This is a genomic window from Nocardioides marmotae (assembly GCF_013177455.1).
Classification (GTDB): domain Bacteria; phylum Actinomycetota; class Actinomycetes; order Propionibacteriales; family Nocardioidaceae; genus Nocardioides; species Nocardioides marmotae.
The window spans coordinates 3727946-3748760 of record NZ_CP053660.1; the positions used below are offsets into that span (position 1 = coordinate 3727946).

Below are 20815 nucleotides of genomic sequence, written 5' to 3' on the forward strand. Positions count from 1 at the left end.
AGGGCCCGGACCGTAGGCTCAGGGAGGTGACCAACGTGCGCGAACGGCTCGGCCAGGCGCTCTTCCTGCGGGTGGCGGGCCCGGACGGGGCGAAGCAGGCCGCCCGCATCCACGGCCGGCCCGGCCCGCGGTGGTTCGAGCCGGACAGCCCGATCGCCCGCGTGCACGGCGACGCCTCGATGTTCGTCGGCGGGATCCGCGCGCTGCTGCTCCAGACGCTGCACCCGGCCGCGATGCGCGCGGTCTCCGAGCACTCCGGCTTCCGCGGCGACATGTGGGGCCGGCTCGCGCGGACCAGCACGTTCCTCGCGGTGACCACCTTCGGCCACGCCGACGACGCCCAGCAGGCCGTCGACGCGGTGCGCCGCATCCACGACCGGATCACCGGCACGATGCCCGACGGCACGACGTACGCCGCCAGCGATCCCCACCTGCTGATGTGGGTCCACGTCGCCGAGGTCGACAGCTTCCTGCTGGCCCACACCACCTACGGCGCCGAACCGCTCGACCAGGCCGGCCGCGACACCTACGTCGCGCAGGTCGCCGAGGTCGGGCGCCGGCTCGGGGTCATCGACCCGCCCACGACCGAGGCCGAGCTGCGCGAGCGGCTCGCGGCGTACCGCTCCGAGCTGCGCGGCACCCCTGAGGCCCGCGAGGCCGTGCGCTACCTGCTGTTCAAGCCGCCGCTCCCGCTGCCGGCCCGGGCGCCGTACGGCGTGCTGGTCGCCGCAGCGATCGGGCTGATGCCGGGCTGGACCCGCCGGCACCTGCTGCTGCCGTGGCTGCCGGTCTCCGAGCGCACCGTGGTGCGCGTGCTGGGCTCGGTCGCGGTCGGCACGATCCGCTGGGCGATGACGCCGCCGGGCGAGCGCGCGGCCCGGTCCGGGGCGTGATCGACGGCGTGACCGACGTCGTGAGCGGAGTCGTGAGGCGAGCTGTGACCGAAGTCTTGAGCGAAGCCTGAGGCGATCTTGCGCGGGCGACCCGCCTGCGTTCCTAGGGTGGCCCCATGGGGACCCTCACCGTTCGACGCCGCTCCGCGCTGGTGCTCGCGCTCGGACTGCTCGCCTCGCTGCTGACCACGCTCCTGGTCGCCCTCGGGCCGACCGCGCCGGCGCAGGCCGCCAACGGCACCGTCCGCGGGCAGGTGATCAACCCCCAGGGCGGGAAGATCAACCTGACGATGCGCTGGTTCGCGAAGGACTGGAGCTACCTCGGGCAGCGCCGGGTCACCTCCGACATCTACTCCCTCTCGCTGCCGCCGGGCACCTACCACCTGCAGTTCGTCGACCAGCGGCCCTCCTACGACGTCACCAAGTACGCGCCCGCCGACGTCACCGTCCGCCTGGCCTCGGGCCAGAAGGTCCAGAAGGACGTCCGGCTGCGGCGCGGCGCCGCGATCACCGGCACCGTCCGCGCCGGCGGCAAGCCCGCCGGCGGCGCCCGGGTGGTCGCCGCGAACACCTACGGGCAGTCGTATGAGACCAAGGCCAACGGCAAGGGCCAGTTCGCCATCGGCGGGCTGCCGGGCAGCAGCTACTCGGTGTGGGGCTATGACCGGCGCGCCCAGTTCGTCGGCCGCAGCATCTACGTCCGCAAGCTGGCCCGCGGCAAGATCGCCAACATCAAGGTCGCCCTCGGCACCCGCGGCGGCAGCCTGCTCGTCGACCTCCAGAAGCCCGATGGCAGCCGGATGGACGGCACGTTCTTCGTCACCGTGAGCAGCAAGCGCACCGGCCAGTTCTGGACCGCCAAGGCCAGGCGGGGCACGGTGACCTTCCAAGGCCTCTTCCCCGGCAAGTACGTCATGGAGGCGCCCGCGGTCGGCATCTACCTCCCCCGCCGCGGCAACGTGAGCGGCGCCTTCGTCAAGGCCGGCCGCGCCGACCTGGCCAGCACGTTCCGCTGGACCAAGCGCGGCGCCTGGGTGACCGGCACGGTCGTCGACGAGGCCGACCCGGGCCAGGTGCTCGAGGGCGTCAAGGTCATGCTCTTCGACCGCGGCGGCGCGGAGATCGCCTCGACGATCACGGGGCGCCGCGGCTCCTTCGACCTGGGCGGGGCGCTGCTCACCCAGAAGGGCATGCGGATCGTCGCGATGCCCGCCTACACCGAGTACCTGGGCCCCGATCCCGCCGGCAAGTGCCGGTTCGGTCGCGTCGAGGTCGGCGGCATCGCGGTGACCACCGGTCGCCGGACCGACGTCGGGGACGTGCTCCTGCCGCGCCTCCCGAAGCAGGACACCCCCGCCTGCGCCACCCCGAGCCCGACCCCGAGCCCGACCCCCACCCCGAGCCCGACCCCGACCCCGACCCCGAACCCGACGCCGAGCCCGACCCCGACCCCGACTCCGGCGCAGGACCCGGGTCAGGCCAGGCGCATGTCCGCCTCGCCCCAGTAGGCGCGCATGCTGGTGATCCGGGCGTCGTCGTCGAAGGTCATCACGTCGAACGGCGCGAGCACGTAGGTCTGGTCGCCCGCCTTCGTCCGCACCTCGAAGGCGAAGACCGCCTCGCCCGCGACCACCCGTGCGTCGAGGAGCCGGGTCTCCTGCTCGAGCCCCTCGAGCGTGGCGTAGAAGGCGTGGATCGCCTCCCGGGTCGTCAAGGGCTCGCTGCCGACCGGGTCCTCGACGGTCGCCCCGTCGGCGTACAGGTCGACGATCTGGTCCGCGGTGCCGGTCGCGACGAGCGCGACGTACCTCTCGACGACGGCGCGGACCGCTTCGTTGCTCGCTGGCATGGCCGGCAACCTAGCGGCTTTGCCACACTGTGCGGGTGGACGACGACCATCTGCTCGCCTCCTGGCCCCTGACCGCCGGCGAGGAGGTGCGCGACGCGCTGGCAGCGGCGTACGCGGGGGACGACCGCGACTACCACGACACGCGGCACCTGGCGGAGGTGCTGGCCCGGCTGGCCGAGCTCGCCGAGCGCGGGGCGGCCTACGACCGGGTGCCGGTGCTGCTGGCCGCGTGGTTCCACGACGGCGTGTACGACGGCGAGCGCGACGCCGAGGAGCGCTCGGCGGTCTGGGCCGAGGACGCGCTGGCCGGGCTGGTCGACGCCGCGACCGTGGCCGAGGTCGCGCGGCTCGTGCGGACGACCGAGACCCACCGCCCCGAGGACGGCGACGCCAACGGCTGCGCGCTCTCCGACGCCGACCTGGCGATCCTGGCGGCGCCGCGGCCGCGCTATGAGGAGTACGTCGCCGCCGTCCGCCGCGAGTTCGCCCACCTCGACGACGAGACCTTCCGCCGCGGCCGCACCCAGGTGCTCCGCTCGCTCGCCGAGAAGGAGCACCTCTTCCACACCCCGTGGGCGCGCGAGCACTGGGAGGGCCCGGCCCGCGCCAACCTGGCCCGCGAGCTCGACGAGCTGGCCCGGCCGGCCGGCGCCGCACCGGCACAGGCCTGAGGACCGAACCGCGGTCAGCCGGCGGACCGGCCCCGGCGCTTGCGTCGCCGCAGGTCGGCCGCGACCAGCCGGGCGACCAGCTCGCGGGAGCTGACCGGGGCGGCACCGGAGGCCACGACCCGGTCGTACCACTCCGCCGGCACGTCGTAGTGGTCCCGGTCGAAGCCGCGCTCGGGCAGGCCCAGGGTCCGCGCGAAGGCGTGCAGCTCCTCGAAGGAGGCGTCGCTGGCGACGTGGGACCAGAGCCGGCCGTGCCCGGGCGCATTGGGCGGGTCGATGAGGATCACGGGCGCACCACCGCGGCTCACCCCAGCAGCCGGCGCCACGAGCGCACGTGGCCGGCCTCGACGTAGGAGCGGTGCGAGGCGCCGGGTCGCACCTGGGTGTCGACCGCGAGCTGGCGCACCCCGGCGCGCAGCAGCCACGGCACGTGCTCGGCCAGGAGCCCGCCGCCCGCGACGAGCAGCCGGGCGACGGCGGGGTCCGCGGCGGCGGCCAGCAGGTCGTCGTACCCGACGCTCATCCCCTGTGGCGAGCCGGCCGAGCGGACGCCGGTGAGCCCGGGGAGCACGCGGACGCGCCGCCAGGAGCGGCGGGGGTCGAGGGTGGCGTCGAAGGCCTCGGAGAAGGTCCACGGCAGGTCCTCGGGCAGCCGCTCGGCCAGGTGCGCGCAGACCGCGAGGTCGACCTCCAGGTCGGCGTCGAGGAAGCCGAAGGAGAAGCCGGCCGCCCCGCACGCTGCGTAGTCGGCGGCCAGGCCGACGAGCCGGGCGAGCTCGCCGCCGGTGGTGGTCCAGGAGTCGGTCAGCCGCAGCTCGACGTGCACCGGCAGGTCGGACTCGCGGCAGACCGCCGAGACCAGGGCCGGCTCGGGCGAGAACCGGCCGGGCGCGGCGAGGCGCAGCCGGTGCGCCCCGCCCTCGGCGGCGCCGGGCACGTCGCGCTCGTGGGCGACCGCGACCTCGAGCACCGGGGCCGCGAGTGCCGCTCGCTGGTCGGTCGCCGTCTCTGCCACGCCCCCAGGCTAGGCCCCCACCGTGCCGCTCGGCGCCCACCGCCGCGCCACGTCGGCGAGCACCCGGCCGACGAGTGCGGGCGGCGGCCGCTCCCAGACCGCCTCCCAGCTCGTGCGTCCCTCCCGCACCCGGGCCGCGAGCGCCTGCAGCTCGACCGGTGCGTCCGGCCCGCAGGAGGCGGACAGCGACTCCCGCATCCCGGCGTCGAGCGGCTCGACGCTGCCGGCGGCCACCGCGCTCATGCCGCGAGCTCCTCGAAGACCGCGAGCCGGTCGCGCTGGACCTCGGCCCAGTCCGCGACGGTGCGGTGCAGGTCCAGGACGGCCTCGACCAGGTCGACCACGCGACGGACGTCGTCGACGATGTCGGTGACGGCGTCGAGCCCGCGCAGCGCGAGCTCGGCCGCGAACGACGCCCAGCCGGCCGGACCGCCCACCCGGGCCAGCAACCGCCGGGCCAGCCGGGCGATCGCCTTCCCGAGCTCGACCAGCAGCTCCTCGACGCGGACGCCGAGGCGCTCGGAGACCTCCGCGATCTCCTCGAGCAGGGCCGACCCGCGGCGCACGACCTCCGCCAGCCCGCGTGCGGCGACCGCCTGGACGCTGAGCCGGGCGGTGAACGCGGTGCCGGCCAGCCCGTCCCAGCGCGGGTCGAGCGTGGTGGCGACCCGGACGAGGTTCGCCGTCCACGTGCCGAGGGCGTCGGCCACCTGGTGGCAGGCGGTGGCGTTCTGCCGGATCGCGCCGTAGTCGCCGGTCAGCGGCTGGACGAGCAGCTCCTCGAGCGAGCCCTCGGGCAGCAGCGGCAGTCCCGCGCCGACCTGGTTGAGCGTCCGGATGCCGGTGTTGACGACGTCGCGCAGCGCCGAGATCGACTCGTCCCACAGCTCGAAGGTCGCGTCGTGGCGCAGCTCGGCCTCGCCCGGCTCCGGGTCGACGAGGTGCAGCCCGACCAGCATCAGGCCACCTCGGGCAGGCCGGGCGGTGCGGGCAGGGCCGGCAGGTCGGGCGCGGTCACCGTGGGCAGGCAGGCGGGGACCGCGGCGTCGGAGGCCTCGATCACGCGGGTGGCCGCCTCGACGCCCTGGACCAGGTCGGCGAGCTCCGCGACCGCCGTACGGCCCGCCGCCTCGAAGGCCGCACGGACCCCGTCCATCGCCTCGGCCAGCGGCCGCAGCAGGCACACGGGGCTGGGCTCGAAGCCGTCGCGCCGCGCCACCCAGGTCACCGCGTGCGCGGTGATGTCGGCCGCCTGCGCGGCCGTCTCGTCGAGGACGCCCGGCAGCCGCCGCAGGTCCTCCCAGTCCCTCACGAACAGGTCCATCTCCACCTCCGGAGCGGGGGCCGCGTGCCGCGACCCGGTCCTTCCGGGTTGCCCTCGGCGGGCGGGCCTTGAAACGCGCGCCACGATGGGCCTGTGGACAACGCGCTGCTGATGAATGCCCGAGCACGGGTCCTGGCCGACCTCGAAGCGCGTCGGTGCGCCTCGGCGGACGCCGTCTCGGCGCTGGAGGACGCCTGCTCGGCCCGCCAGTGGTGGGCCGAGCAGTGGCCCCAGGGCGAGGTGTACGTCGCCGGGCTGGTCGCCCAGGACGTCCAGGACGCCTTGCTGGAGACCGTCGGCCGGTGGCCGCTGTGCCTGCGGTGCGGCGCCGACGCACCCGAGCACGCCCTCTACATCCAGCCCGACCTCGGCGGCCCCGACCCGGTCTGGGTGTGCGAGGAGTCCGGCGAGGTGGTGGCCCCGCTGGGCGGCCTGTAGCGCCGGCTGCCCGACCGCCGCTGCCCGACCGCCCCGGGCCCGACCGCCCCGGGCCCGGCTGCCCGGCTCAGGCGCCGGGACGAGTGGCCCGGCCGTCGAGCCAGAGGGTGTCGGACTCGTCGCGGTGGCTGCCGGTGGAGCCGACGTGCTTGTCGCTGATCCGCGGCCCCTTGACGACCACGTGGGCCAGCGCGGCGGCGTGCCCGTGGCCGAGCCCGTGCTCGGCCTTGAACCACGCGATCACCTCACCGGATCGCGACGAGGCGTCCAGGCCGTGCTCGTTCGCCTGCTGCACCAGCTGGCGGGGCGTGAGGCCGGTCTGCTCCTCCGCCTTGTCGAGGTAGGCCTGGAAGGACATCGCGTGCTCCTGTCGTCGGGGGCCCGCCGGCCGTCCGGTCGGCGGGGTCGGGACCGGGCCGAGGGAGTCGACGCGGTCGGGGTGATCGACCCGCGCCGGCCGGCGTACTCATCGACGCCCGGGGCAGCACTTATCAGGGGACCCCTGCACTTATCGGGGCAGATCTGCCCCGACAAGTGCAGGGGTCACCGGTGAACCGGTGACCCCGACAGACCAGAGCAGGCCCCGAGCAGACCCCGACCAGGGCCGCCGACAGACCTGCGGAGCGGCCTCAGGACTCCTGGCCGAGCTGCACCCAGAGGGTGAACCGGTCCGCGCGGTAGACGGTGCGCGAGACCTCGACGACCTTCTCGCCGGCGATCGCGCGGCGGGAGTGCCGCAGCACCGAGGCACCGGTCTCGACCTCGAGCAGGGTGGCCTCCTCGGGGGTGGCCTTGTCCGCGGTGATGGAGTCCTCGGCCCAGGTCGGGCGCAGGCCGCGCGCGTCCAGGGCGTCGTACAGGCTGGTGGGCATGCCGCTCTGCAGGAAGCCGGGCAGGAGCACCTCGTTGAGGTAGGCGTCCTCCAGGCACATCGGCTTCGCGTCGGCGCGGCGCAGGCGGCGCCAGTGGATGACCGCGTCGCCCTCGCTGAGGCTCAGCGCGCGGGCGACGCCCGGGCCGGCCTGCTCGCGGCGGGCGAGGAGGGTCTGGGACTCGGCGAGGAGGCCGCGCCGGTTCATCTCCTCGGTGTACCCGGTGATCTTGCTGGCGGTGCGGCGCGGCCGGGCGACGAACGTGCCGCGGCCGGGGATCCGCTCGAGCAGCCCCTCCACCACCAGCGCGTCCATGGCCTGGCGCACGGTCATCCGCGCGACGCCGAAACGGTGGACCAGCTCGCGCTCGGAGGGCGCGGGCGATCCGGGAGCGCACCCGGTGACCAGGGAACGCACGTACTCGCGCACCTGGACGTGCTTGAGCGCACGTCCGTCCGTCACCAGCAGCTCGTCCACACCGGTGAGGGTAGGCGGACCAGACCAGCGCTGTCCCCGAATTGAGGTAAACGCCGGCCTCTCGCTCAGTCCGTCGCGATCGCCTTCAGCACGTCGAGCCGCGCCGCGCGCCGCGAGGGGAGCACCGCGGCCAGGACGCCGACGACGATCGCCACCCCGAGGAACGCCGCGAGCTGGCCGACCGGCACGCTGACCACGTCGAGCCCCTCGTCGCGCAGGGCGCGCATCAGCACCACGCCGAAGAACGTGCCGAGCACGACGCCGAGCACCGCCCCGAGCACCGCGATGACCACCGACTCCAGGGTGATCATCAGGCGCAGCTGCCCGCGGCTGAGCCCGATGGCGCGCAGCAGGCCGACCTCGCGGGTCCGCTCGATGACCGAGAGCGCGAGGGTGTTGACGATGCCGAGCACCGCGATGACCAGCGCGAGCCCGAGCAGCGCGAAGACCATCAGCACCAGCTGGTCGATCGGCTCGCGCTGCTCCGCGGCGAAGCCGGCCTCGTCCTTGACCGTCACGACCGGGTTGTCGGCGACGACCTCCTCGAGCCGCTCGTGCACCCCGGTGGCCCCGGGCTCGGCGTCGACGACCACGTAGTTGTCGCGGTCGGGGAAGCCCGCGGACAGCAGCGTGTCGAGGGTGGTGAGCAGCGGGAAGAACACGATCGGGTTGTCCTCGAAGATGCCGACCACCTCCCACTGCTCCTCCCCCGCCGGCAGGTCGAGGGTGACGGTGTCGCCGACGCCGACCCCCTCGTCCTCGGCCCACGACTCCTGCACCACGACCGTGCCGTCGCGCAGCGGGTCGGCGGATCCCTCCACGAGCCGCAGGCCGAGGTCGTCGATGCTCCCCGGGTCGGTCGCCGAGATGCCCTGGTCGTCCCCGTCGCGGGCGCCGAACGCGAAGCGCTCGCGCACCACCGAGGCCACCCCGTCGACCTCGGCCATCTCGTCGGCCACGGCCGGGGAGAACTCCCCGCCGAAGGCGCTGCTGACCACGTAGTCCCCGACGAAGCTCTCCTCCACCGACCGGTCGACGGTGGCCTTCGCCGACGCGCCGAGGATCGCCATCGTGCAGGCCAGGGTCAGCCCGATCATCAGCGCCGAGGCGGTGGCGGTGGTGCGCCGGGGGTTGCGCAGCCCGTTCTGGCCGGCGAGGTTGCCGACCGCACCGAAGACCCGGGCGTACGCCGCCCGCGCGGCGCCCAGGAAGGGCCGGCTGAGCACCGGGCTGGCGCCGGCCACCCCGAGCAGCACGGCGAGCACGCCCAGGCCGACCCACCAGCCCGCGCGGGGCACGTCGGCGAACAGCCCGGCCACCAGCGCGACCAGCCCGACCGCCACCAGCACCAGCCCGCCGACCAGCCGGCGACGCATCGAGCTCTCGGGCAGCGCCACGTCGTCGCGCATCGCCTGGACCGGCGCGATCCGCCCGGTGCGGTGGGCCGGCAGGAACGCCGCGGCCATGGTGACCAGCACGCCGACGGCGTACGCCGCGAGGACCGTGCGCGGCTCGAAGACCAGGCCCTGGCCGGTGAGGTCGAGGCCGAAGGTCGCGGTGACCGCCCGGATGCCCATCGCGAGGAGCACGCCGAGGCCCAGGCCGACGGTCGAGCCGACCAGCCCCAGCACGAACGCCTCGAGCAGCACCGACCAGGTGACCTGTCGGCGGGAGGCGCCGAGGGCGCGCAGCAGCGCGAGCTCGCGGCTGCGCTGGGCGACCAGGATCGAGAAGGTGTTGACGATGAGGAAGGAGCCGACCACCAGCGCGATGCCGGCGAAGATCAGCAGGAAGGTGGTGAGGAAGGAGACCGCCTCGAGCAGGTCCGAGGCGCTCTCGTCGGCGGCGTCGTCGCCGGTCACGGCCTCGACCCCGGCGGGCAGCACCTCGCGGACCCGCTCGGCGAGCTCCTCCTGGCTGACGCCGTCCTCGGCGGTGACCCACACGTCGTTGTAGACGTCGCGGCCGCCGAGGAAGAGGTCCTGGGCGGTCGCGGTGTCGAACTGCGCGAGCGTCGCGCCGTTGAGCGACCCGCCCTCGGCGAACTCCGCGATGCCGACCAGCTCGGCCTCGAGGTCGGGACGTTCGGTGGAGGTGACGAACGGGACCGTGTCGCCGATGTCGTACCCGGCGCGGTCGGCGGTGCGCTCGTCGAGCACCACCTCGCCGGCCGCGCGGGGCTCGCGCCCCTCCTGGATGGTCAGCCCGGTGAGGCCGTGGCCGGCGGGCGCGTCGTTGAAGTTGCCGCCGAGGGCGGGCGGGCCGAGGCCGCCGACGACCTTGCCGCCGGTGTCGACCACGAAGACGCCGACCGCGGTGACGTTGCCGTCGGCGCGGGCCGCCCCGGGCACCTCGGCGAGCTCGTCGACCAGCGCGGCCGGGAGGATCTCGGTCGACGGCGAGCCCTGGACGGTGGTGCCGCCGACCGGGCGGACGACCACGTCGCCGACGGCCGAGGCGAAGAGGGCGGTGAAGCTGCGGCCGAGGGTGTCGGAGAAGACCAGCGACCCGGCGACGAACGCGACACCGAGGACGATCGCGAACGTGCTCATCAACAGCCGCAGCTTGCGCCCGAGCAGGCTGCGCAGGGCGACGCGGATCATGCGGGCGCGCTCATCCGGGCCATCACGTCGAGCACCTGCTCGCGGGTGGGCTGCCGCAGCTCGTCGACCACCCGGCCGTCGGCGAGGAAGACGACACGATCGGTGTACGCCGCCGCCACGGGGTCGTGGGTGACCATCACGACCGTCTGGCCGCCGCCCTCCTCGGGCGGGGCGTGGACGCTGCGGCGCAGCAGCTCGAGCACCTCCGCGCCCGAGCGCGAGTCGAGGTTGCCGGTCGGCTCGTCGGCGAAGACGATGCGCGGGCGGCTGACCAGCGCGCGGGCCACGGCGACCCGCTGCTGCTGGCCGCCGGAGAGCTCGTTGGGCCGGTGGTGGAGCCGGTCGCCCAGCCCGACGGCGGCGACCACCGCGTCGTACCACCCGGGTTCGGGGCGGCGGCCGGCGATGGACAGCGGCAGCAGGATGTTCTCCCCCGCTGTCAGCGTCGGCACCAGGTTGAAGGACTGGAAGACGAAGCCGATCTGGTCGCGGCGCAGGCGGGTGAGCGCCTTGTCGCCGAGCTGGGTCAGGTCCTGGTCGCCGACGAGCACCTCACCGGAGTCGGCGGTGTCGAGCCCCGCGCAGCAGTGCATCAGGGTGGACTTGCCCGAGCCGCTCGGCCCCATCACCGCGGTGAACTCACCGGCGGCGATGTCGAGGCTCACGTCGTCGAGGGCTCGCACGAGCGCCTGGCCGGTGCCGTAGGTCTTGGTCAGGTGTCGCACACGGGCGGCGGGCTCGGTCATGGGTCCACGATCCCGCCCCGGACCAAGGGCGCGCCACCCGGTTGACCAGCAACGCCTCCTTCCGGGTGGTACCGCCTCGAACACGCGTTCGATACCCTGGCTCGCGTGGACTTCCAGACCTCGCTGTTCCAGGCGGAGGCTCCGGCCGCGGAGCCGCCCCGCGCCGCGCTGCTGGCGTCGCTGGCGCGGACCGAGCGGATGCCGCTGACCCGCGGCGCCTGGGTCGACGTGTGCCGCAGCTGGCTCCCCCAGGCCGACGACGTCTTCGCCACGCTCGTCGCCGAGGTCCCGTGGCGGGCCGACCAGCGGCAGATGTACGACCGGCTGGTCGCCGTGCCGCGCCTGCTGCACACCTACCTGATCGGCGAGGAGCTCCCCCACCCCGTGCTCACCGACGCCCGCGAGGCGCTCAGCGAGCACTACCTGCCCGAGCTGGGCGAGCCGTTCCGCACGGCCGGCTGCTGCTGGTACCGCGACGGCCGCGACAGCGTGGCCTGGCACGGCGACACGATCGGCCGCGGGTCCACGCGCGACACGATGGTCGCGATCGTCTCCGTCGGCGACCCCCGCCGGCTCCAGCTGCGCCCCCGCGGCGGCGGGGAGTCGATCTCGATCGAGATGGGCCACGGCGACCTGCTGGTCATGGGCGGCTCCTGCCAGCGCACCTGGGAGCACGCCGTGCCCAAGGTGGCGCACGCCGGGCCGCGGATCTCGGTGCAGTTCCGCCCGTTCAACGTGTTCTGAGCACCACCGGCGTCGTACGCCGCCGGGCGGACGTGGCGCGGGCGCCGCCTCCCCAGGGGGAGACGACGCCCGCGGTGGTCCGGGGCCTGGCTCAGTGGTGCCGGCGCCGCCGCAGCAGCACGAGCACCAGCACGACCAGCAGGCCGATGCCGACCTGCTTGCCGTAGGACTTCAGCAGCACCGGCAGGACCGACGCCCCGAGGTCGAGCGCGTCGTTGCCACCGCCCGGGCCGGCCCCGACCGCGGGTGCGGGCCGCGGGGCGGCCGGCGCGGGTCCGGTCTCGGCCACGACCGGCGTCACCTCGTCCGCGGCGACCGTGTCGGCCGGCGGGGTCGCTGCCGGGGTCGCTGCCGGGGTCGCTGCCGGGGTCGCGGCGGGCGCGCTCGCGGCCTCCGGCTCGGGCTCGGGCTCCGGCTCCGGCCCGGCGGAGAGCCGCTGCTCGAGGCAGGCGACGAACTGGCCGAGCAACTTGTCCGAGACGTCCTGCATGACGCCGCGGCCGAACTGCGCCGGCTTGCCGGTGATCGCCAGGTCGGTGACCACGACGACGTCGGTCGCGCCGCCCGCCGCCTCGGCCATGGTGAGCGTGACGGTCGCGCCGGCCGTGCCGTTGCCGCGCTTGTCCTTGCCCTTGGCCTCCACGACGAAGGAGTGCGCCGACTCGTCCTTGTCCACGAACGTCCCGGAGCCGCCGTACACGAGCGCGATCGGGCCGAGCTTGACCTTGACGGTGCCGGTGAACGTGTCGTCCTCGACGCCGGTGACGACCGCGCCGGGGAAGCACTCGGCGACCGAGGCGATGTCGTTGAAGTGCGCCCAGGTCTCCTCGACCCCGGTGGGGACGGTGAACTCGTGCCGGAGGTCCATCAGCCGCCTGCTCCTGCTGCCGTGAGGACGGCCCGCCGGGTGAGGACCGTCGCGAGGTGCCGACGGTAGTCGGCGTCGCCGTTGAGGTCCGAGGGCGGGTGGGTGCCCTCCGCGGCCTGCGCGGCGGCCGCGCGGACGGCCTCCTCGGTGGCGGGCTGACCGGCGAGAGCCTCCTCCACGGCGCGGGCGCGCAGCGGGGTGTTGCCCATGTTGGTCAACCCGATCCGGGCCTCGGCGATCGTGCCCCCCTCGACCCGCACCGCCGCGGCGACCGCGACGATCGGCCACTGGTGGGCCACGCGGACGAACTTCTCGTAGTGCGCGCCCCAGCCGGTGTGCTTGGGCAGGCGGACCCCGGTGAGGATCTCGTCCTCGCCGATCGCGGTCTCGAAGAGGTCGACGAAGAACTCCTCGGCCGGCACCGTGCGGGTGCCGGCAGGCCCCTGGACGAGGAACTCGGCGCCGAGCGCCAGCGTCGGGGCGCCGAGGTCGCCGGCCGGGTCGGCGTGGGCCAGCGCCCCGCCGAAGGTCCCGCGGTGGCGGATCTGGGCGTCGGCGAGGTGCTCGACGGCCTTGCTCACCAGCGCGGCGTGCTCGGCGACCACCGGGTCGGAGCCGACGACCGAGTGGGGCGTCATCGCACCGACCACGATGGCGTCGCCCTCGTCGCGGACCCCGCGCAGCGCGGGGATCCGGCCGAGGTCGATGACCATCTCCGGGGCGTTGAGCCGCATCCGCAGCACCGGGAGCAGGCTCTGCCCACCGGCGAGGATCTTCGCCTCGTCGCCGTGCTGGGCGAGCGCGGCGAGCGCCTCCTCGACCGTGGTCGGGGCGAGGTAGTCGAACTGTGCGGGGATCACTGCTGGGCTCCGTCCTGGGCGCCGGCCGTGCGGTCGGTGGTGCCCTCCATGCCGGTGGATGCGTCGAAGTGCGGAGCCGCCGCGCCGGTGGTCGGCTCGGCGCCGGTGCCGGCGTCCTGGATGGCGCGCCAGACCCGTTCGGGCGTGCACGGCATCCGGATGTCGTCGATGCCGAGGTGACGCACCGCGTCGACGACGGCGTTGACGACCGCGGGGGTCGAGGCGATCGTGCCGGCCTCCCCGACGCCCTTGGTGCCCAAGGTGTTGGTCAGCGACGGGGTCGTGGTGTGGTCGACCTCGAAGCTGATCGTGTCCGCCGCGGTGGGCAGCAGGTAGTCGACGAAGGAGCCGGAGACCAGCGTCCCGGCGTCGTCGTACACCGCCTCCTCCCACAGCGCCTGCGCGATGCCCTGGACCAGGCCGCCGTGGACCTGCCCGGAGACGATGAGCGGGTTGATGACGTTGCCGATGTCGTCGACGCACACGTACTTGCGCATCCTCAGCGCGCCGGTCTCGGTGTCGACCTCCATCGCGCACAGGTGGGTGCCGTGCGGGTAGTTGAAGTTCACCGGGTCGTACGTCGCGTCGGAGTCGAGCGAGGGCTCCATCCCGTCGGGCAGGTCGTGCGCGGCGAAGACCGCACCGGCGATCTCCTGGATGGCGACGCCCTGGAGGGTGCCGCGGACCGCGAACCGGCCACCGCTGAACTCCAGGTCGTCGGCCGAGGCCTCGAGCATGTGCGCGGCGACCACCCGGGCCTTCTCCACGACCTTGTCGGTGGCCTTGACCAACGCCTCGCCGCCGACGACCAGCGAGCGCGAGCCGTAGGTGTCCAGGCCCTTGTGGGAGATCTGGGTGTCGCCGTGCAGCACCTCGACGTCCTCGAAGGGCACCCCGAGCCGGTCGGCGACGATCTGGCTGAACGCCGTCTCGTGGCCCTGGCCGTGGGCGCTCGCGCCGGTGACGACCTCGACCTTGCCGGTGGCCAGCATCCGCACGCTCGCGTGCTCCCAGCCACCCGCGCCGTAGTCGAGCTGGCCGAGCACGCGGCTCGGCGCCAGCCCGCACATCTCGGTGAAGGTCGAGACGCCGATGCCGAGCTGGACCGGGTCGCCGGACTCGCGACGGCGGCGCTGCTCGGCCCGCAGCTCGTCGTACCCGAACATCTCCTTGGCGCGCGCCGTGGCGGCCTCGTAGTTGCCCGAGTCGTACTCCAGGCCCGCCACCGTGGTGAACGGGAACTCCTCGTGCTTGATCCAGTTGCGCTCGCGGATCTCCAGCGGGTCGACCCCGACCTCGGCCGCGAGCTCGGTCATCAGCCGCTCGATCGCGAACGTCGCCTCCGGCCGGCCGGCGCCGCGGTAGGCGTCGGTCCAGGTCTTGTTGGTCAGGACCGTCTGCACCGCGAAGTGGTAGGCGGGGAACTTGTAGATCGCGTTGAACATGAAGGCGCCCAGCACCGGCACGCCGCCGCCGACGAGCGAGACGTAGGCGCCGAGGTCGGCCAGGAGCTCGACCTTGAGGCCGGTGACGTTGCCCTCCCGGTCGGCGGCGAGGGTGAGCTTCTGCCACTGGTCGCGGCCGTGGTGGCCGGCCATCAGCGACTCGCTGCGGGTCTCGGTGTACTTCACCGGCTTGCCGGTGCGGCGGGCCAGGGCGACGGTGACCCACTCCTCGGGGGTGGTCTGCAGCTTGCCGCCGAAGCCGCCGCCGACGTCCGGGGCGATCACGCGCAGCTTGGACTCCGGGATGCCGGTCGTCGCGGCCAACGCGTAGCGCAGGATGTGCGGGATCTGGGTCGCCGACCACACCGTCAGCTGCTCGCCGGTGGGGTCCACGACGGTCGAGCGGGGCTCCATGAAGGCGGGGATGAGGCGCTGCTGGCGGTACTCCCGCTCCAGCACGATCCCGCCGTTCGCCCGGGCCTGGGCGATCGCCTCGTCGACGTTGCCGCCGGTGCCGGCCTCGGCGGAGTCGAAGACCCAGTACGCCGACTTGTTGGTGCCGAGGTCGGGGTGGGCGAGCGCCCCGCCGTTGTCGGCATCGGCGGCCGCGGCCTCCTTGAGGTCCAGGGCGGCCGGCAGCTCGTCGTACTCCACGTCGACGAGCTCGGCGGCGTCGCGCGCCTCCGCAGCGCTGCGGGCGACCACGACGGCGACGATCTCCCCGGCGAAGGCGACCCGGTCGATCGCGACCGGGAGGTGGGTCGGGGTCTTCTGGTCCGGCGTGATCGGCCAGGCGTTGATGAGCACGCCCTGGGTCTCGGCGAGGTCCTGGCCGCTCACGACGTCGACGACGTTCGGGCTCTGCTTGGCCTCGGCGGTGTCGATGCTCGTGATCCGGGCGTGGGCGAAGGGGCTGCGCACCATCGCGAGGTGGAGCATGCCGGGGAGCTGGATGTTGTCGGTCCAGCGGGTGCGGCCGGTGATCAGCCGCTGGTCCTCCTTGCGGCGCCGCTCCTTGCCGATCTCGCGGTCGGGAGCCTCCGCCTCGGCCTCCGGGCGGGCCTCGGTGGCGGTCATGCCTGCACCGCCTCGGCCTGGCCGGCGGTCTGGCCGGCCGCGTGCTGCACGGCCTTGACGATGTTGTGGTAGCCGGTGCAGCGGCACAGGTTGCCCTCGAGGCCGAGCCGGATCTCCTCCTCGGAGGGGTTCGGGTTCTCCTTGAGCAGGTCGACGCTCTGCATGATCATCCCCGGCGTGCAGTAGCCGCACTGGAGGCCGTGGCACTCGCGGAACGCCTCCTGCACCGGGTGCAGCTCCCCGTTGCTCGCCAGGCCCTCGATCGTCGTCACCTCACCGCCGTCGGCCTGCACGGCCAGGACGTTGCACGACTTCACGCTCGTGCCGTCCAGGTGCACGGTGCACGCCCCGCAGTTGCTGGTGTCGCAACCGACGACCGTGCCGGTCTTGCCGAGCTTCTCGCGCAGGTACTGCACGAGCAGCATGCGCGGCTCGACATCGTCGGCGACCTTCGCGCCGTCGACGGTGAGGTTGATCCGGACCATGACTCTCCTCGGGGGTGCGCCGGGTGTGACCCGGCTCACGGTAGGAGGGGTTGGTTGGGTGATCGTTGGTCCGGCCTCGCGGCCCTCCCGCTGGGCGTCGAGAGGCCCGGGGGCCCGACTGCGGCCTGCGGGTGGTGGGTGGTTGCGGTGGAGGCAGCTATGGGAGAGGTAGACGCGGTCGCGGTCGCCTCCCGGCTCGCGGTGGGTGCGCCGCAGTGGGGCAGCGGGACGGCTCCGAAACTCGGCGGAGTTTCGTCTCAACATGCGGTCTGACCTGGGGAAACAGCGCTTTGACTGTCGGTGGTCGGTGCTTGAGTAGACCCATGGCCAAGGACTCGAGACACCACGCACACACCGTGTGTCGTGCTGTCGCGAAGTCCCGGAAGAAGACCCGCGCAGCGGCGACCGCAGAGCTGTGGTCGATGTCGGACGAGGACGTCGAAACCACCCTCTCCGAGGCCGAGAAGCTCCGCGCGCAGGCCGATGCGCTCGCACTCCGGCTGGTCGCCGAGGCTGAGCGGCGGCATGCCGGCGAGCGAGCCGGGGCGACCGACACGGCCTCGTGGTGGGCCCACCGCACCCGGCAGGAGCGTCGGGTCGCGAAGGGCCGGGCCCGGCTCGCGGAGTCCCTCGACCGGCACGAGCCGACCTCGGCCGCGCTGGTCGAGGGCGCGATCAGCGTCGACCACGCCCGGGTGATCACCTCCTGTGTGGACCGGCTCCCCGACGACCTGGAGGACCCCACCGTCTCGGCCCGCGCCGAGCAGCACCTCCTCGCGGAGGCTCAGCACCTCGACCCCAAGACACTGGCGGTGCTCGCCAAGCACGTCCTCACCGTCGTCGCCCCCGAGATCGGCGAGGCCCGCGACGCCCGTGCCCTGGAGCGCGAGGAGCGTGAAGCCCGTGCGGGTGCGTGGCTGACCATGTGCCCCGACGGGAAGGGCTCGGTCCGCGGGAAGTTCTCCATCCCCGAGCTCCACGCCGCGATGCTCCACAAGACCCTCCTCGCGTACGCCGCACCCAAGCACCAAGCCGCCACCAAAGAGGCTGACGCCGAGAACGAGCAGATCGAGCGGCGACCCTCCCCGGAACGGATGGGGGACGCGTTCTGCGAGCTCCTCGAACACCTCCCCGCCGACCAGGTCCCCAAGCTCGGCGGCCTCAACGCCACCGTCGTCGTCACCATCGACCTCGACTCACTGGTCGGCGGGCTCGCGCCGGGAGTGCTCGACGACGGGAGCGTGATCTCCGCTGCCACCGCCCGACGGCTGGCCTGCGAAGCGGGACTGATCCCGGCCGTCCTCGGCTCGAAGTCCGAGCTGCTGGACCTCGGCCGCAAGACCCGACTGTTCTCCGGGGCTCAGCGACGCGGGATCAACCTGAAACAGCCCACCTGCACCGCCCAGGGCTGCGACTGGCCCGCCCACCTCTGCCACGCCCACCACGACCAACCCTGGTCCCACGGCGGCAAGACGGATCTCGCCAACGCGCGCAACCTCTGCCCGAGGCACCACGCCCGCATCCACGACCCCGCCTTCGAGACCACCCACCTCCCCGACGGGCGGGTCGCCTTCCACCGGCGGACATAGACCGACCAGCCGACGGACCAGGCCCACCCCGCAGTCCGATCCCTCGACCACCGCAACCACAACGGTCGACCCCCACCTGCCGCGAGCCGAGAAGCAACCGCGCCCAAACACCCGCACCCCAGCGGCGCGCAACCACGTCCTTCTCAAAGTCCTTCAACAACGCACCACCCGGCAGCCGGACGACCACCCCGAGGCCCTGCGCACCTCACCGGGCCTCGACACGCTCGCCAGGGCTCGCTGCTCGACCAACGGGTGGCCACCAGGGCTCGCTGCTCGACCAACGGGACGCAGGGCACACCCCTCGACCACCGCAACCACAGCGGTCGACCCCCGCCAACCGCGAGCCGAGAAGCAGCCGCGCCCAGGTGCCTCGACCACGACGGCGCGCAACCACGTCATTCTCAAAGTCCTCCTACACCGCACCACCCGCCGCCTCCGGACGCGCCCGCACCACCGCCAGCAGCCGATGGTCGCCGATCGACCCGCAGGCTCAGTCCGAGCCGACCGCCCGACGCAGCGCGGCCCGGGCGGCGGCGCGGAAGCGGGCGGTGCCGGGGGTCGTGTCGGCGTGGTCGACGTCGGCGGCGTGGTACATCCCCGGCTCGACGTGGACGTCGCAGTCGACGCCGGCGGCGCGGAGGCGGGCGGCGTACTCGAGGTCCTCGTCGTGGAACAGGTCGAGGTCGCCGACGCCGATCCAGGCGGGCGGCAGGCCGGCGAGGTCGGTGCGGCGAGCGGGGACGGCGTACGGCCGGTCCTCGCCGTCGGTGGTGGGCTCGTGGCCGAGGTAGGAGGTCCAGGCGAACCGGTTCGACGGCGGCGTCCACATGAACCGGCCGCGGCCGCCGTGCTCGGAGCGGAGCACGGTGCGGTCGTCGAGCATCGGGTAGACGAGCAGCTGGAGGGCGACCGGCACGCCCTCGTCGGTCGCCTGCTGCGCCAGGGAAGCAGCCAGGAGGCCACCGGCGCTGGCGCCCCCGACGGCGACCCGCGAGACGTCGACGCCGAGGTCGGCGGCGTGCTCGCGCAGCCAGGCCAGCGCGGCGGCGCAGTCGTCCAGCGCCGCGGGGAAGGGATGCTCGGGGGCGATCCGGTAGTCGACGTTCGCGACGACGAGACCGACGTCGCGCGCGAGCTCGCTGCACAGCCGGTCGTCCTGCGCCGCGGTGCCCATGATCGTGCCGCCGCCGTGGATCCAGACGAGCGCGCCGCTCGGGGTGGGACGGCCGCTCGTCGGCACGTGGACCCGCACCGAGGCGCCGTCCGGCAGGTCGTGGACGGTGACCTCGACCCCGTCGACCGGCGGGGTCGCCCGGCCGTAGACGCGGCGAGCCACCGACAGGAGGGCCGGGTTCGCGATCGCGATCGGCGCCCAGAGCATGGGGGTCCGCATGGCGCGCGGCACGTCGCGGACCGCCCGGGCGCGGCCCAGGACGGCACCGACGGCGGCGGCGCCGAAGGTGATGGGGGCGAGCGGCAGCAGGCGCGAGGTCACCCTCCGACGCTAGCGGTCGACCGTCCAGAAGTGCCGACTCGATGGACCAGAACTGCCGACTCGGCACGCCAGAACTGCCGACTCGGCGGATGTGGGTGGTGGGTGGTGGCTGGGGAGATCAGGAGCGGGCGACGGCCAGCCGGCCCTTGAGGAGCGGCACGGCCGGGTGGGCGGTTCCTTCGAGCCGGGCCAGGCAGGTCTCGAGCACCTCGACGTCGTACGGCGCCAGCTCGCCGTACCGCACGACCGCATCGGGCTGCGGGTCGGCGAGCAGCGCCTCGCGCAGCGCGACGGCGACGTACTCGGCGAGCTCGTGGAGCGCGGGGCTGTTGGTGCCCGGCAGCAGGTCGCCGCGGTAGGCGTCGACCGCCGCGGCCACCTCGCCGCGGCGCAGCAGCGAGAGCACGTGCTCGACGTCGGTGGCGACCGGCATCAGCAGCCGGTAGGGCCGCGAGGAGAGCTGGCCGCCGAGGGCGGCGCGCAGGTGGGAGACCTCGGCCTTGAGGGTGGAGAAGGTGACCGCCTGGTCGCCGTAGACCAGCGCGTGCAGCTGCTCGAGCGAGAGCCCCTCGGGGTGCATCGCGAGCAGGGCGAGGATCTCGGTCTGCCGCCGGTTGAGCAGCAGCCGCTGCCCGTCGAGCCGGGTCTCGGCGGTGCCGAGCAGGGTCATCACCAGGCCCGGGTCGCGGGTCTCCTCCAGCAGCCCGCCGTGGGTGCGCGAGCGCGGCATCGCGGTCTCGATGAGCCGGGCCATCACCCGCGCGGTCGCCAGCCCGATCGGGTGGGTGCGGTCCCACGTCGTCGACAGGTCGATGACGCCGAGCTGCGCGCCGGTGACCGGGTCGTGCACGGGCGCGGCCCAGCAGACCCAGTTGTGCACGATCGGGGCGTAGTGCTCGGCGCTGAAGACCATCGCCGGCGCCCCGAGCCGGTTGGCGAGGTCGAGGGCGTTGGTGCCGACCGAGCGGTCGTCCCAGCGCCCGCCGGCCACGAAGTTCACCGACTCCGCCTTGCGGCGCATCATCCGGCCGCCGTAGGTCCACAGGATGCGGGTGTCGGGGTCGGTGACGGCGACGACGAGGTCGCCGTCCTCGGCGGTGCGCCGCAGCTCGGCCTCGACCCGCTCGACCGCGACCTGGAGGGGCGAGTCGCGCCACCGCCCGGCGGTCTCCCCCTCGTCGGCCAGCGGCGCCTCGGTCACGTCGGTGCCGACGGCGGTCGAGCGGCCCCAGCTGCGCAGGATCTCGGGCCGTACGGCGCCGGGTGCGTCGCCGTGCTCGACGAACGACGTCCACGCGCGCACGGCCTCGCGTCGGCGGTCCTCCAGCTCACCGACGCCCATGCGGCGGACCGTAGCACCGACG

22 protein-coding genes are annotated in these 20815 nt (G+C 74.1%); 6 read left to right on the forward strand and 16 right to left on the reverse strand.

The window, feature by feature from the left end; all coding sequences use genetic code 11:
- Positions 1-26: 26 nt before the first annotated feature.
- On the forward strand, positions 27-893 hold the full coding sequence (locus HPC71_RS17680; protein ID WP_171896998.1) for an oxygenase MpaB family protein: 867 nt from the start codon (positions 27-29) through the stop codon (positions 891-893).
- A gap of 116 nt (positions 894-1009) precedes the next feature.
- The gene (locus HPC71_RS20965; RefSeq protein WP_154615456.1) at positions 1010-2401 is read left to right on the forward strand and encodes an MSCRAMM family protein; all 1392 of its coding nucleotides are present in this window, start codon (positions 1010-1012) and stop codon (positions 2399-2401) included.
- Here the strand turns inward: HPC71_RS20965 and HPC71_RS17690 are convergent.
- The gene (locus HPC71_RS17690) at positions 2368-2742 is read right to left on the reverse strand and encodes a nuclear transport factor 2 family protein (RefSeq protein ID WP_154615454.1); all 375 of its coding nucleotides are present in this window, start codon (positions 2740-2742) and stop codon (positions 2368-2370) included. The two genes, HPC71_RS20965 and HPC71_RS17690, sit on opposite strands and share 34 nt — an antisense overlap.
- Positions 2743-2777: 35 nt before the next feature.
- On the opposite strand from HPC71_RS17690, the gene HPC71_RS17695 reads away from it, so the two are divergent.
- Complete coding sequence (locus HPC71_RS17695; protein WP_253943769.1) at positions 2778-3413, forward strand: HD domain-containing protein; 636 nt, start codon at positions 2778-2780, stop codon at positions 3411-3413.
- Positions 3414-3427: 14 nt separating this feature from the next.
- Here the strand turns inward: HPC71_RS17695 and HPC71_RS17700 are convergent, their stop codons facing one another.
- From HPC71_RS17700 to HPC71_RS17720, 5 genes are read right to left on the reverse strand one after another with little or no spacing between them, the layout of a single operon-like run.
- A complete protein-coding gene (locus HPC71_RS17700; RefSeq protein WP_171896999.1) occupies positions 3428-3700 on the reverse strand; it encodes a DUF4031 domain-containing protein in 273 nt (90 codons plus the stop codon).
- Positions 3701-3717: 17 nt separating this feature from the next.
- Positions 3718-4428, reverse strand: a complete 711-nt coding sequence (locus HPC71_RS17705) for a copper homeostasis protein CutC (protein WP_154615452.1) — start codon at positions 4426-4428, stop codon at positions 3718-3720.
- A 9-nt stretch (positions 4429-4437) separates the two neighbouring features.
- A complete protein-coding gene (locus HPC71_RS17710; RefSeq protein ID WP_154615450.1) occupies positions 4438-4671 on the reverse strand; it encodes a hypothetical protein in 234 nt (77 codons plus the stop codon).
- A complete protein-coding gene (locus tag HPC71_RS17715) occupies positions 4668-5387 on the reverse strand; it encodes a WXG100 family type VII secretion target (protein ID WP_154615448.1) in 720 nt (239 codons plus the stop codon). The genes HPC71_RS17710 and HPC71_RS17715 overlap by 4 nt, the downstream gene beginning before the upstream one ends.
- Complete coding sequence (locus HPC71_RS17720; protein WP_154615445.1) at positions 5387-5752, reverse strand: hypothetical protein; 366 nt, start codon at positions 5750-5752, stop codon at positions 5387-5389. The genes HPC71_RS17715 and HPC71_RS17720 overlap by 1 nt, the downstream gene beginning before the upstream one ends.
- Before the next feature lie 93 nt (positions 5753-5845).
- Here HPC71_RS17720 and HPC71_RS17725 point away from each other — a divergent pair, with 93 nt between their 5' ends.
- Positions 5846-6190, forward strand: a complete 345-nt coding sequence (locus HPC71_RS17725) for a DUF8819 family protein (protein ID WP_253943770.1) — start codon at positions 5846-5848, stop codon at positions 6188-6190.
- 67 nt (positions 6191-6257) lie between these two features.
- Here the strand turns inward: HPC71_RS17725 and HPC71_RS17730 are convergent, their stop codons facing one another.
- The 4 genes from HPC71_RS17730 to HPC71_RS17745 form a co-directional block, all read right to left on the reverse strand.
- Positions 6258-6548, reverse strand: a complete 291-nt coding sequence (locus tag HPC71_RS17730; protein ID WP_154615443.1) for a DUF4287 domain-containing protein — start codon at positions 6546-6548, stop codon at positions 6258-6260.
- A gap of 271 nt (positions 6549-6819) precedes the next feature.
- A complete protein-coding gene (locus HPC71_RS17735) occupies positions 6820-7539 on the reverse strand; it encodes a GntR family transcriptional regulator (protein ID WP_253943771.1) in 720 nt (239 codons plus the stop codon).
- Positions 7540-7604: 65 nt separating this feature from the next.
- Positions 7605-10142 (reverse strand): ABC transporter permease, encoded by a 2538-nt coding sequence (locus tag HPC71_RS17740; RefSeq protein ID WP_154615441.1) that lies wholly within the window; start codon positions 10140-10142, stop codon positions 7605-7607.
- Positions 10139-10888 (reverse strand): ABC transporter ATP-binding protein, encoded by a 750-nt coding sequence (locus tag HPC71_RS17745; RefSeq protein WP_154615439.1) that lies wholly within the window; start codon positions 10886-10888, stop codon positions 10139-10141. The genes HPC71_RS17740 and HPC71_RS17745 overlap by 4 nt, the downstream gene beginning before the upstream one ends.
- A gap of 105 nt (positions 10889-10993) precedes the next feature.
- Between HPC71_RS17745 and HPC71_RS17750 the strand changes: the two genes are divergently transcribed.
- On the forward strand, positions 10994-11632 hold the full coding sequence (locus tag HPC71_RS17750) for an alpha-ketoglutarate-dependent dioxygenase AlkB (protein ID WP_412033870.1): 639 nt from the start codon (positions 10994-10996) through the stop codon (positions 11630-11632).
- A gap of 91 nt (positions 11633-11723) precedes the next feature.
- Here HPC71_RS17750 and HPC71_RS17755 read toward each other — a convergent pair whose 3' ends face one another.
- The 4 genes from HPC71_RS17755 to HPC71_RS17770 are packed head-to-tail and all read right to left on the reverse strand — an operon-like array spanning position 11724 to position 16367.
- Entirely contained in the window at positions 11724-12500 is a 777-nt protein-coding gene (locus HPC71_RS17755; RefSeq protein WP_154615437.1) for an SRPBCC family protein, read from the reverse strand.
- On the reverse strand, positions 12500-13360 hold the full coding sequence (locus tag HPC71_RS17760) for an FAD binding domain-containing protein (RefSeq protein ID WP_171897000.1): 861 nt from the start codon (positions 13358-13360) through the stop codon (positions 12500-12502). Before HPC71_RS17760 ends, HPC71_RS17755 begins: the two co-directional genes overlap by 1 nt.
- On the reverse strand, positions 13357-15882 hold the full coding sequence (locus HPC71_RS17765) for a xanthine dehydrogenase family protein molybdopterin-binding subunit (protein ID WP_154615435.1): 2526 nt from the start codon (positions 15880-15882) through the stop codon (positions 13357-13359). Before HPC71_RS17765 ends, HPC71_RS17760 begins: the two co-directional genes overlap by 4 nt.
- Positions 15879-16367, reverse strand: a complete 489-nt coding sequence (locus HPC71_RS17770) for a (2Fe-2S)-binding protein (protein ID WP_154615433.1) — start codon at positions 16365-16367, stop codon at positions 15879-15881. The genes HPC71_RS17765 and HPC71_RS17770 overlap by 4 nt, the downstream gene beginning before the upstream one ends.
- 323 nt (positions 16368-16690) lie before the next feature.
- Here HPC71_RS17770 and HPC71_RS17775 point away from each other — a divergent pair, with 323 nt between their 5' ends.
- Positions 16691-17956, forward strand: a complete 1266-nt coding sequence (locus HPC71_RS17775) for an HNH endonuclease signature motif containing protein (RefSeq protein ID WP_154615431.1) — start codon at positions 16691-16693, stop codon at positions 17954-17956.
- A 490-nt stretch (positions 17957-18446) separates the two neighbouring features.
- Here the strand turns inward: HPC71_RS17775 and HPC71_RS17780 are convergent, their stop codons facing one another.
- Together HPC71_RS17780 and HPC71_RS17785 are read right to left on the reverse strand one after the other, a co-directional pair.
- On the reverse strand, positions 18447-19451 hold the full coding sequence (locus tag HPC71_RS17780; RefSeq protein WP_216656452.1) for an alpha/beta hydrolase: 1005 nt from the start codon (positions 19449-19451) through the stop codon (positions 18447-18449).
- A gap of 118 nt (positions 19452-19569) precedes the next feature.
- The gene (locus HPC71_RS17785) at positions 19570-20793 is read right to left on the reverse strand and encodes a sigma-54-dependent transcriptional regulator family protein (RefSeq protein WP_154615429.1); all 1224 of its coding nucleotides are present in this window, start codon (positions 20791-20793) and stop codon (positions 19570-19572) included.
- Positions 20794-20815: the final 22 nt, after the last annotated feature.